Raw genomic sequence first — 11,439 nt, forward strand, 5'->3', positions numbered from 1 at the left:
TCCGTCTGGCCGTCACTCCGTCCGCTGGTGCAGAGATCCTGGAGTACGACACGACGCGTTCGTTCGACGCCGATCCGGAAGCCGCCGAGCTGCGTCTGCGGTACCGCAACCGAAAGGTCTACGCGGTCGGGCACGGAATGGCCGCAGACTGGGAGTTTACGGCTGGGATTTGCACACGGATCTTCCTCGAACCCGTCCCGGCGTTCGTGGTGCCCGCCGTCGAGACCACGGGTTTCGACGAGGGGACGGCCGAAGCCGGGGCCTTGGAGCTGAGACACCTCCAGCAGATCGACGAGGACCCCGGAGCGGTACTTCAATCGTTGGACGCCTTCGTCGAGGCGTTCGCCGGCTGGACGTCCCGGCAGATGGAACGGGCGGAAGCGTTCGGCGACGACAAAGCCGTGGCCGTCCGTATCGCCGAACGTTCGGAGAACACGGTCGGCAGGATGAAGAAGGGTGTCGACCTCCTCCGGTCACCGGAACAGCAACATCTCCGAACGGCATTCTCACTCGGTATGGCCGCCATGCGCCTTCAGATGCGGCAGGGGGCGATCAACCGTGGGGATCCGGAGGGCCAGGTGCGGGAACCGGAGTGGCGACCGTTCCAACTCGGCTTCCTGCTAGTCTCGCTGGCTTCCACCGTTGACGAGAGGCACGAGGACCGGGGACTCGTCGACCTCATCTGGTTTCCGACCGGTGGTGGTAAGACCGAGGCATACCTGGGTCTCGCCGCGATCGAGGTCTTCCGCCGACGGCTCGACCACGGTACGGCCGGTGGGGGAACCGCCGTCATCACCCGCTACACCCTGCGGCTCCTGACTGCTCAGCAATTCCAGCGGGCTGCGGCATTGGTCTGTGCGATGGAGAGGTTGCGGGCCACGGACGGCCGGGCGAAGGGGATGGCGCCTTTCTCGATCGGTCTGTGGGTCGGCAACGAAGTCACCCCCGGTACGCGTGGAGAGGCGCGTGACGCGCTCAAGCGTCTTCAGAAGGCCGCGCGTCCGGAAGAGGCGAACGAGTTCCAGGTCGAGAGCTGCCCGTGGTGTTTGACGCCGATGGTGCCGAAGCTCAGGAGCGACAAGACGCATGACTACGGCATGCGTCTGGTGGGACCGGACGTCGTACTCCATTGCGTCGACGAGTCGTGCGAGTTCACCGACGGGCTTCCGCTCGCGGTCGTCGACGAGGTGCTGTACGAGGAACCGCCCACGATCCTGCTGGCCACCGTCGACAAGTTCGCACGTCTGCAGTTCAAGCCGGAAGCCGGGAGGCTGCTCGGTCTCGGGACCATTTTCAAGCAACCGTCCTTGATCATTCAGGATGAGTTGCACCTGCTCTCGGGGCCGCTCGGGACCACCGTCGCCGTTTTCGACGCGGTGATCCAGCTCCTGCTGAGCCGGTCGGGGGTCAGCCCCAAGATCGTGGCTTCGACGGCCACCATCCGCGCGTCCGAGGAACAGGTGGGAGGGCTCTACGGACGAAAAGTCGCCCTGTACCCGCCGTCGGGGCTCGACGACGACCGCACGTTCTTCTCCCGCCCCGTCGAGAGCGGAGAAGGGCGTCTCTACGTCGGTTTGATGCCGCAGTCGGTCTCGCAGCCGTCGGCCGTCATCGCCGCCGTCACCCCCATGGTGGAGATGCCGGAGGCACTCGCCGCCCGCGCTCCGTCCGCCGTGCCACGGGACGCGTACTGGACGCTGGTCATGTATCACAACAGCCTCCGCGAGCTCGGGCGTACCGGAACTCTGGTCGTCGACGACGTCAACGGCCGTCTGGAGCCTCGTGCCGAAAGGTTCGGTTTCCCGCTGCGTCCCGTCAGAGCCGGAAAGGTCCTCGAACTGACGAGTCGCCGCGGAGCGGAGGAGCTGCCGAACGACCTCCGTGCGCTCCGGATCGGGGTCGACGAGTCGTCGGAGGCCGTGGACGTGGTCCTCTCGTCGAACATGCTCTCCGTGGGCATCGACATTCCGAGGCTCGCGCTGATGCTCATGGTGGGGCAGCCGAAGACCACGGCCGAGTACATCCAGGCCACCAGCCGTGTCGGGCGTGGAGACACGCAAGGCGTCGTTGTCACGCTGTTCCGGTCGAGCAGGGCCCGCGACCGATCGCACTTCGAGACCTTCCGCGGTTATCACGAGGCTCTTTACCGGAGCGTAGAGCCCACGAGTGTCACGCCGTGGTCGTTGGCCTCGCGCAACCGCTCGCTCGCCGGCGCACTCGTGGCGCTGTTGAGGCAGTCGTTCAGCGCGCTCGCCCCGAACGACGCCGCGGGTCGGCTCGACCTCGGGGACGACAGGATCCGCGAAGCGGTCGACCGACTCGTCGACGGGTTTCTCGGTTACGTGACGCGCGCCGACGGTCTCGAAGCGGAGGAGACGCGCTCTGCGGTGGGCAGCCTTCTGAGGGATTGGGACCGGCGGGCGGCACAGGCACGCGAGGCGGACGAGCCGCTGTACTACCAGCGCACGAAGAAGGATCAAGCAGCTCTGTTGAAGAGGTTCGGTCAGCCCGGAGAAGGGTGGCTCGTCGGAGACTCGATGAGGTCTGTGGAGCCAAACGTGGCGGTCGAGGTCCAGGAGCCGCAGGAGGAGGTGCACCGTGGAGAAGATCAGGCATGACCTGCGCCTCTCCGAGACGATCTCGCCGTTCGGTGTGGGAGCGATCGTCGACGTCCGGGGTGAGTCGCTCATGGCGCCGGACACGTCCTGGTGGGACAAGAGATTCGCCCATGAGATCAGCTGTGAGCGTCTGATGGCGCGCCTCGGTGCCGGCGTCCTCAGGCAACCGCCGGAACATGCGGGTCGCGCCGGCAAGGACACTCCCGCGTTGCCCTACTGGCGCTTTCCCGCTTGGCGGTTCTGCGAACGCTGCGACAAGCTCTCGAAGCTGACCGGGAAAAAGAAAGGTAAGTGGAGTAACGCCTGTGAGTGTGGCGGCGCGCTCGTACCGATGCGCTACATCGCCGTCTGTGAGAAGGGCAGCCACGCCCAGGACGTCAACTGGTTCAAGTGGGCGCATCGTGGGCGCGGGGCGAGCCTGAGCGAAGCGGTCCGTTTCTGCCGCGATTACAAGGCGCTCAGGTTCCACAAGTTGGCTACCCGTGGCGAAGGTCTCGCCGCGTTGGTGGTGAAGTGCTATGGATGCGGAAACGAGCGCAGGCTCGCGGAACTCGTGACGAAGGGGGCTCTGCACCGGGACGGGATCCGTTGCGCGGGGCGGCAACCCTGGGAGCCGGAGGACTCCGTCAAGAAGCCCTGCCCGTACGAGCTGGTCGCCGTTCAGCGCGGTGCCACGGGCAACTACATCGCCGAGAGGATCTCGGCTCTCGACATACCCGAGGAACGTCCGCAGTCCGCGGAGGCGGCCGACAAGATCCGCGGGCACGTGTTCTTCGAGAAGGTGGTGACGGACAACGGCGGGCCCCTGTCGGAGCAGGTGGCGGAGTGGATCGCCGACGATCTCGGAGTTACGCCGGAAACCGTCCTCGCCGTGGCGGCGGGGGAGGAGACCGCACCGGACGAGATGCTGCTCGATCTCAAGGATGGTGAGTGGGCGGCGTTCCTGAAGAAGCTGGACGGTGGACGCGACGGTTCGGGAAGCGACTTCGTCGTCGACGGACGAAGCCTCGAAGGCGTCACAGGGCCGCAGAGTCTGCTCGGCAAGATCAGCGGCATCGGGCAGGTGCGCAGGGTCCGTGAGGTCCGTGCTCTACGAGGATTCCGGCGTCATGACGCAGAAGCGGCGATGATCAGCGTTGATCTGGGCTCGGACCAGCGGCGTTGGCCCACCTACCCGGCGATCGAGCTGTTCGGGGAGGGGATCTTCCTGCGGTTCGACGAGCGGAAGCTCGCCGAGTGGGAGGCGCAACCGGAGGTGGAGGCACGCGCCGGCATCCTCAAGGAGCGCAGGGCCGACTCTCCCTGGGCCAGCCGCCTCGACATGCCGGAACCCAGGTACATCGCCCTGCACACGCTGGCGCACCTGCTTATCCGGCGACTGGCGTTCGCAAGCGGTTATGCATCCGCCGCGCTGCAGGAGCGGATCTACGCGAACTCCGACCGTACGGACAAGACCGCCGGGATCTTGATCTACACCGCGGCGGGGGACGCTCAGGGGACCCTCGGCGGCCTCGTCAGACTCGGGGAGCCCAAGAAGTTGATCCCGCTCCTGGTGGCCGCTCTGGACGACGCGGACATCTGTTCCAACGACCCGGTCTGCATCGAAAGCGATCGGCAGGGAGCCTCGCAGCTGAACCTCTCGGCCTGCCATGGGTGCTCCCTGGTGAGCGAGACCTCCTGCGAAACCGGGAACCGGTTGCTCGATCGACAGCTGGTGTTGGGCGGAAGCGATGTGAGGGGACTCCTGGACGGTGTTCTGGCGGAGGTCCGGCGGCCCGGGTGATGTGACCTCCAGGCCGTCCTGCGACGCGCTATGCAGGACGGGCCGAAGCAGCTCGCTTCGGGTTGCGAACCCGTGCCAGGCGGCTACGGGATATGGTCACGCTGGATGCGGCTGCCGCCCCGGCGTACGACGGGAGCGGGATGCGGTCCTGGCGTCATGATCCGAGAAGTGCACGAGGTCGTGGTGCGTGAGGACGGCCCCGTAGAACTTCCCATGGGAATTCTCGTCGAGGCCGGCCCGGCCCCCGGCTCCTTGTCTATGGCAATGGAGACGGGCGGATCGTGCTGCGAAGGGAGGCGCACGCCCCGGACGATCTACTCAAAGGACTTTGGCTCCGAGCACACGCGCGACGCGCTCGGCCTTGGGCTCCTTCAGCCGAGTCGGAGGAAGGCGGCCGCCGAGCTGGGGACTCAGGCAACTCTGGCCCGCCGGACGTGAGATCCGCCAGGCCACGGCCACCGCCGAGCTTTCGGTCCGCTGGCTGCTGGCCGAATGGCCAGCCGACCAGGACGAGCCCGTGCAGTTCTGGCTCTCCAACCTGCCCGAGACCACCCCGTTGCCCGTCCTCGTGCGCACCGCGAAACTCCGCTGGCGCATCGAGAACGACTACCGCGAGATGGACCAGGCCCTCGGCCTGGCCCACTTCGAAGGCCGAACCTGGTCAGGCTGGCACCACCACGTCACCCTCGTCTCGGTCGCCCACGCCTTCCGCACCCTCCAGCGACTGAGTCGATCCCCAAAAGAGACGGCGTCGGCCTGAGCCTCTACCGAGTCGTCCGCGAGCTGCAGATACTCCTCGCGACCTGGACCGGTGCCTGCCCCACCTGTCACCGCGACATGCCAGCCCCGGTACCAACATGACCAAGCCCTACTAGTCGTCGTCCTCCGCTGTATCGGGCTCTTCGGGGATCTCTCCGACCTCCCCGATCTCGGGCTCGACGTCGAGAATCTGTGCGCCTCGGTAGTAACGCCACACGCTCGGATTCAAAGGCCCCTGACCATGCATCTGGTCAGGGGCCGCTCGCCTTCTGCGTCTCGGGCGCTGGTCACCAGCTTCGAGGTGACCAGGGAAAAGCACATAGTTATTGTTAAAATCGATCATATAGATCGATCCCCTTGTAATACTCGTAATTATCGGGATCGTACCAATCGCCCCCACGATCGGCGCGCCGGGGAGTGATCCGGAAGGCGATGTCGACGCCCCCCATATTTTCGGAATGGTCAAATGTCGCAACTAGTTGATCTTGAAGGCTGCGCATGAATGTTGGGGAAACTGCATCCCTCGGCTCGTGCAAGTAGTCGAGCTGCCAGTAGATGCGGGTGTGGACATCGTCGTAGAAAACGCATCGCGGTCTGAGTTCAGCTCCTACTGGGAGGGGCAGGAGCTCGATGAGATCTAGGCATTCGTCCATCACGTGAGTATAAAGACGGCTTCCGACCCGGTTTGCGAATCTAATGTAGTAGCCTCGCGTGATCCCGACGAATTCATTCGACTTATCGGCACTGATGATGCGCCAGCCGCCGGCGCTCTTCGGTAGGAAGCGTTGCGCGACGCTCCAGCCTTTCGCCGAATCGAGAGCCCTTTCCAGGTCGACGCCATCCCAAATGTGGGTTGGTATACCCCGGTTGCGTTCAATTGCCTCAAGGCGTGTGACAACTGCGCTGGATGGCTGAGTGGAACAAGCAAGAAGGAAGGCCTGCGCCTGATGTTGGGCCACTGCGTCGGCGATTCCACCGTCCGCTCCCAGGTCTTCTAGTCCGACCGATCGACCCTTGCCTGCGTGAGCATGAGCAGTGTGCTTGCACGAGACGAGCCAATTACGAGCCTTCTCGCCGAGGTGAGCTGATCCTGGCTCCTCCAGCAAGAGGTCGCGTCCACCATCAGGTCCTCTCCCTGACCATTTTGTCTTGTAACCGAGCATCATCGCGATGTCGCGAACGAGTAGCTCGAACCCTTCGCCATCTTTGGGTAGTTCTGCGAAGTCCAGCACTGACATCCCCCGACCGAAGACCTACTTCTCTGGGGGAGAGAGTATCGACCCATACCCCTCGGATGTGAGACTGCCTCCTCGGGGACGCTTGGTGACACCAACCACTTGTGGCCTTGGCGCGAGGCGTGCGGACAGCTCAGGGGCACGTAGGGGGCACGACTGCAGCTATTGCAGATCGTCGAGGACGTCAGAACTCCTCTGACCTGCGGCGGAGTTGCCGCTGCGCTGGATCGGCGAAAGGTCTTGAAAACCGTCGTGGCGCGAGTCACCGTGGGTTCAAATCCCACACCCACCGCAGGTGACGGCCCCTGACCGGAAACGGTCGGGGGCCGTTTCCCATCACGCTGTCCGCCCGTCACCCTGATGTGTCGTCAGCGCCCGGGCGGACGGAGAGGGAAGGGCGCGGGCGCCTGCTGATCCGTGAGTTGTGTCCGGATCGATCGGCGCCGGTTCTACGGGCCGGTTTCCGGCCCGGAGGGGCGCTGCCGGGCGGGGCGACCGCCGTGGTTGCCGTACGGCGCTCCGTACTGCCTCGACCGGTGCGGAGAGCCTGGCCCGCAGGCGCCCGGCTCAGCTGTGATCCAGCCACTCGCTGAGTCTGATTCTCACCTGGTGGTTGTGGTCGGTGTGCCAGACGACCTCGCCGCTGATCCGTGCTCCCAGTGCTGGAAGGCTCGCGCCGGCCGGCATCGAGCCGATGTCCGCCAGCCCGAGCGCGTCGGGCACATCGTCGATGCGGAGGAAGACTCCGAAGGGTGGGCATGCGACGACCTGACCAGTGACGCGGGTGCCTGCGGGCAGCGCGGACACGGTTGCTGCCCATCCCCGGCGGACCTGCTCAGGGGTCGGCTCGTCGGGCCAGGCGGAATCGTTCATCGAGCTGATCCTGTCAGGGGAATGGTGCGTGACGGAAGAGCCGGGCCTCAGGCCGAGTGTTCCTCGCTGCCGGCCACCCGGTCGACGCGGGCGTGCGTGATCAGGGGTTCTGTCGCGGGGCGGTCAGGCGGGCGGCCGAGGCGATCGCGGCGCGGGCCTCCTGTTCGGTGAGGCCCGCGCGGACCGCCGCCTCGGTGAGGGCGTCCGCGAGGTCGTCGCCGAAGCCGTGCTCGTAAGCGCGGCAGGCCGCCCAGAACAGCCGGGTGTTGCGCTGGCCCGCGTGCGCGGCGCGTACGAACTGGACCAGGCCCTGACCCTGCCTGGCGGGGGAGGTGTGCCCGGTGGGGTGGCGGGGGCGTGGTGGAGGCGTGAGCAGGCGCAGGAGTGCGCGGGGGCAGGGGGCCGGTGCCAGGTGGGCCGTGCCGGGGGCGAGCCGGTATCTGCCGTGGGTCGTGACCGAGCCGGGGCCCACCAGGTAGCCGCCCGCGCCGCGTACGTCGATGCCGGGGGCGAGGCGGCCGGCGGAGTTGGGCACGGAGACCCCTGACGGCCCCGTCAGCCAGAGGTGACGGCCACCGCTGGGCGTGAGCACGGTGACCGTGGCAGGGATGGTGAACAGGTGCTGGAGGGCCAGCTGCTGGAGTGCGGCCACGGAGTCGTTGCCGTGGGCGGTGTCGACGTCGAGGTCGATACCGATGAGGCGGTGCGGCGGCCGCCCGCAGGCGATGCCGTACCCGGAGGCCCTCGGAGCTGCGGCGAAGAGCGCGCGGACGGCGGCGGGGTCGGTGGTGGCGTCGTGTACCCCGTGGCCGGGCAGCCCGCAGGTGCCCCGGCACCGTACGGGCGGGTCCTCGTCCCGGTGCGGTGAGCGAAGGGCGGGGAGTTTGGTGGCGGACAGCGGGAAGACGGGGAGCCCGCGCTCGGCGGCGGAGAGCGCGTGGGCCAGGGCCAGGGTGGCGGTCTGCCGGGCGGTGGTGGCCATGGATCTATGTTCGTACAAGCGTTCGAAAAAGGGAAGAGGGCTGGGTGCGCTCGGGGCGGAACGATTCCCTCGTGCGGGAGGTTTGCCGGGCGTTCCTCATACGTGCGGGGGAATCACGCGGCCCGGGAGGTTCGCCGGGGGCACGGTGGGCAGTTCTGCTCCCGCGACGTCGCGACCAACGTCGAGGCGGTCGGCCGACTGCCTCGGATTCAGCCGTATCAAGCCGCGTTCCCGGTCTCTGGAGGAAATTTGATGGCAAGCATCCGTACCGCTCGCGCCATGGCCGCCGTTGCCGCTCTGCCTCTCGCCGCAGCCCTGTTCGGGGGTGTCGCGGTGGCCGACAACGGTTCGTTCGCGAGCGACGGGTCGAACGCGGGAGTGGCGACCGTCGGATCCGGTGGTGTCGGCGGGGACAACTCCGGTAACTCGTCCACGTCGCAGCAGCAGGCCGTCGGCGCCGGCGCCTCCAACGTCAGCAACACGGTCCAGGTGAACGATTCACCCTTCGCCTACATCGACCAGTCCACGTACAACGTCTATGTGATCTTCACGCCGCTCTGGGTGAACTGAGCGACGGCCCGCGCGGCCGCGGCCGGCCCGCTGTCGCGCGGGCCGGCCCCACCCCGCCGGAGGAGGGGCTTCCCCGGGGTGAGGACCCTGAGGGGGGCGGGCCGGCCCTCCACCTTCAGGAGGTGGGGCCCGCCCGGCCCCTACAACCTGAGGCGGACGTGGCTTCGGGACCTGGGGCCGATCCCCTCCTCCGCGCCCGCTCCTAGCGTGGACCTATGACCACGCCAGTCTGCACCGGCGCCTCCAGGGCGGCCGCTGCCTCCGCCGGACACCGCCGCTATCCGTCGTTCTCGTCGTACGTGCGGGCCCGGGGCCCCGTACTGCTGCGCACCGCTCGTTCCCTCACCGCGAACCCGAGCGATGCCGAGGACCTGCTGCAGACCGCCCTCACCAAGACGTACGTGGCCTGGGAGCGGATCGAGGACCACCGGGCGCTCGACGGATACGTCCGCCGCGCCCTCGTGAACACCCGCACCTCGCAGTGGCGCAAGCGCAAGGTCGACGAGTTCGCCTGCGAGGAGCTGCCCGAGAAGGAAGCCGCTCCCGCACCCGACCCGGCCGAGCAGCAGTCGCTGCACGACGCGATGTGGCGAGCCGTGCTCAAGCTCCCGGACCGCCAGCGGGCGATGGTCGTCCTGAGGTACTACGAGGACCTCAGTGAGGCCCAGACGGCCGAGGTGCTGGGCGTCTCCGTCGGTACGGTCAAGAGTGCCGTGTCGCGGGCGCTGGGCAAGCTCCGCGACGATCCCGAGCTCAGCCCGGTCCGGTGACCTCGGCTCCCCGTGGTGGATTCCCCGGCCCCGGCGCCGGCGGTCCGTGCCCTTCGTGCAGCCCGCCGTGCGGCCCGCTCCTGCCGGCCGACACCGATTCGTACTCCCGGAAGTAGTGACATACCGCTTGGTATGTGAGCAGAATCAGCGCACCCTTACTGCCGCGTAGCGCCCACCGGGAGGACGCCGTGCTGAGCACCATGCAGGACGTACCGCTGACTGTGACCCGCATCCTGAACCACGGGATGACCATCCACGGGAAGTCGCAGGTGACGACCTGGACCGGCGAGCCGGAGCCGCACCGGCGCACTTTCGCCGACATCGGCAGGCGTGCTTCGCAACTGGCGCACGCCCTGCGCGACGAGCTGGGCGTCGACGGCGACCAGCGCGTCGCGACCCTCATGTGGAACAACGCCGAGCACGTCGAGGCGTATCTGGCGATCCCCTCGATGGGCGCCGTGCTGCACACGCTCAATCTGCGGCTGCCCGCCGAACAGCTGGTCTGGATCGTCAACCACGCCGACGACAAGGTCGTCCTCGTCAACGGTTCACTGCTGCCGCTGCTCGCACCGCTGCTCCCCCACCTGCCCTCCGTCGAGCACGTGGTGGTGTCCGGCCCCGGTGACCGCTCCGCGCTCGACGGTGTCGCGCCCCGGGTGCACGAGTACGAGGAGCTGATCGGCGGCCGTCCCACCTCCTACGCCTGGCCCGAGCTGGACGAACGCCAGGCAGCCGCCATGTGTTACACGTCCGGGACCACTGGCGACCCCAAGGGTGTCGTCTACTCCCACCGCTCCATCTACCTGCACTCCATGCAGGTCAACATGGCCGAGTCGATGGGGCTGACCGACAAGGACACGACGCTGGTCGTCGTGCCCCAGTTCCACGTGAACGCCTGGGGACTGCCGCACTCGACGTTCATGACCGGCGTCAACATGCTCATGCCCGACCGCTTCCTGCAGCCGGCTCCGCTCGCCGACATGATCGAGCAGGAGCGCCCGTCGCACGCCGCGGCCGTCCCCACCATCTGGCAGGGGCTGCTGGCCGAGGTCACCGCCAAGCCGCGCGACCTCTCCTCCATGGCCAACGTCACCATCGGCGGCGCCGCCTGTCCGCCCTCCCTGATGGAGGCGTACGACAAGCTCGGTGTGCGCCTCTGCCACGCCTGGGGCATGACGGAGACGTCGCCGCTCGGCACCATGTCCAATCCGCCCGCCGGACTGACGGAGGAGCAGGAGTGGCCGTACCGCGTCACCCAGGGCCGCTTCCCGGCCGGTGTCGAGGCGCGTCTGACCGGACCCGGTGGGGAACACCTGCCGTGGGACGGCAAGTCCGCGGGTGAACTGGAGGTCCGCGGCCCCTGGATCGCCGGTGCGTACTACGGCGGTGCGGACGGGGACGGCCTGCGCCCCGAGGACAAGTTCAGCGAGGACGGCTGGCTGAAGACGGGCGATGTCGGCGTGATCAGCGACGAGGGCTACCTCACGCTGACCGACCGGGCCAAGGACGTCATCAAGTCCGGCGGCGAGTGGATCTCCAGTGTCGACCTGGAGAACGCGATCATGGCGCACCCGGACGTGGCCGAGGCCGCGGTCGTCGCCGTCCCCGACGACAAGTGGGGCGAGCGCCCCCTAGCGACCGTCGTCCTCAAGGAGGGCGCCACCGCCGACTACGCGGCGCTGCGGACCTTCCTCGCCCAGTCCGTCGCCAAGTGGCAGCTGCCCGAGCGCTGGGCGATCGTCCCGGCGGTGCCCAAGACGAGCGTGGGCAAGTTCGACAAGAAGGTGATCCGCAGGCAGTACGCCGAGGGCGAGCTGGACATCACGCAGCTCTGAGCCGGGCGGCCCTC

General features: G+C 67.5%; 8 protein-coding genes and 1 pseudogene. 6 read left to right on the plus strand and 3 right to left on the minus strand.

Annotation, left to right across the window (positions count from 1 at the left end):
- The first annotated feature begins 137 nt into the window (after positions 1-137).
- The 3 genes and pseudogenes from OO67_RS02325 to OO67_RS36160 all read left to right on the plus strand — a co-directional run.
- On the plus strand, positions 138-2,618 hold the full coding sequence (locus OO67_RS02325) for a helicase-related protein (RefSeq protein ID WP_244300002.1): 2,481 nt from the start codon (positions 138-140) through the stop codon (positions 2,616-2,618).
- Complete coding sequence (drmB, locus tag OO67_RS02330; RefSeq protein WP_033296855.1) at positions 2,599-4,401, plus strand: DUF1998 domain-containing protein; 1,803 nt, start codon at positions 2,599-2,601, stop codon at positions 4,399-4,401. The genes OO67_RS02325 and drmB overlap by 20 nt, the downstream gene beginning before the upstream one ends.
- A gap of 424 nt (positions 4,402-4,825) precedes the next feature.
- Positions 4,826-5,161: pseudogene (locus OO67_RS36160) on the plus strand (IS701 family transposase); the annotation flags it as partial.
- Between the two features lie 328 nt (positions 5,162-5,489).
- On the opposite strand, the gene OO67_RS36165 reads toward OO67_RS36160, so the two are convergent.
- From OO67_RS36165 to OO67_RS02350, 3 genes are all read right to left on the minus strand, one after another.
- Positions 5,490-6,398 (minus strand): restriction endonuclease, encoded by a 909-nt coding sequence (locus tag OO67_RS36165; protein WP_078597564.1) that lies wholly within the window; start codon positions 6,396-6,398, stop codon positions 5,490-5,492.
- A 564-nt stretch (positions 6,399-6,962) separates the two neighbouring features.
- Positions 6,963-7,268 (minus strand): hypothetical protein, encoded by a 306-nt coding sequence (locus OO67_RS02345; protein ID WP_051709075.1) that lies wholly within the window; start codon positions 7,266-7,268, stop codon positions 6,963-6,965.
- 100 nt (positions 7,269-7,368) lie between these two features.
- Positions 7,369-8,250 carry a bifunctional DNA primase/polymerase gene (locus tag OO67_RS02350; protein WP_033296858.1) on the minus strand — a complete coding sequence of 294 codons (882 nt, stop codon included), beginning with the start codon at positions 8,248-8,250 and terminating at the stop codon, positions 7,369-7,371.
- A 252-nt stretch (positions 8,251-8,502) separates the two neighbouring features.
- Between OO67_RS02350 and OO67_RS02355 the strand changes: the two genes are divergently transcribed.
- From OO67_RS02355 to OO67_RS02365, 3 genes are all read left to right on the plus strand, one after another.
- The gene (locus tag OO67_RS02355) at positions 8,503-8,820 is read left to right on the plus strand and encodes a hypothetical protein (protein WP_033296859.1); all 318 of its coding nucleotides are present in this window, start codon (positions 8,503-8,505) and stop codon (positions 8,818-8,820) included.
- 215 nt (positions 8,821-9,035) lie between these two features.
- Positions 9,036-9,590 carry a SigE family RNA polymerase sigma factor gene (locus OO67_RS02360; protein WP_033296860.1) on the plus strand — a complete coding sequence of 185 codons (555 nt, stop codon included), beginning with the start codon at positions 9,036-9,038 and terminating at the stop codon, positions 9,588-9,590.
- Positions 9,591-9,778: 188 nt separating this feature from the next.
- Positions 9,779-11,425, plus strand: a complete 1,647-nt coding sequence (locus OO67_RS02365; protein ID WP_033296861.1) for a long-chain fatty acid--CoA ligase — start codon at positions 9,779-9,781, stop codon at positions 11,423-11,425.
- Positions 11,426-11,439: the final 14 nt, after the last annotated feature.

Source organism: Streptomyces atroolivaceus, assembly GCF_000717025.1.
Lineage (GTDB): Bacteria > Actinomycetota > Actinomycetes > Streptomycetales > Streptomycetaceae > Streptomyces > Streptomyces atroolivaceus.

Bases quoted from the DNA above. Each gene is read 5' to 3' on its own strand.
- OO67_RS36165 (WP_078597564.1), bottom strand. From the start codon at position 6,398: ATGTCAGTGCTGGACTTCGCAGAACTACCCAAAGATGGCGAAGGGTTC.
- OO67_RS02360 (WP_033296860.1), top strand. From the start codon at position 9,036: ATGACCACGCCAGTCTGCACCGGCGCCTCCAGGGCGGCCGCTGCCTCC.
- OO67_RS02345 (WP_051709075.1), bottom strand. From the start codon at position 7,268: ATGAACGATTCCGCCTGGCCCGACGAGCCGACCCCTGAGCAGGTCCGC.
- OO67_RS02350 (WP_033296858.1), bottom strand. From the start codon at position 8,250: ATGGCCACCACCGCCCGGCAGACCGCCACCCTGGCCCTGGCCCACGCG.
- OO67_RS02355 (WP_033296859.1), top strand. From the start codon at position 8,503: ATGGCAAGCATCCGTACCGCTCGCGCCATGGCCGCCGTTGCCGCTCTG.
- OO67_RS02325 (WP_244300002.1), top strand. From the start codon at position 138: ATGGCCGCAGACTGGGAGTTTACGGCTGGGATTTGCACACGGATCTTC.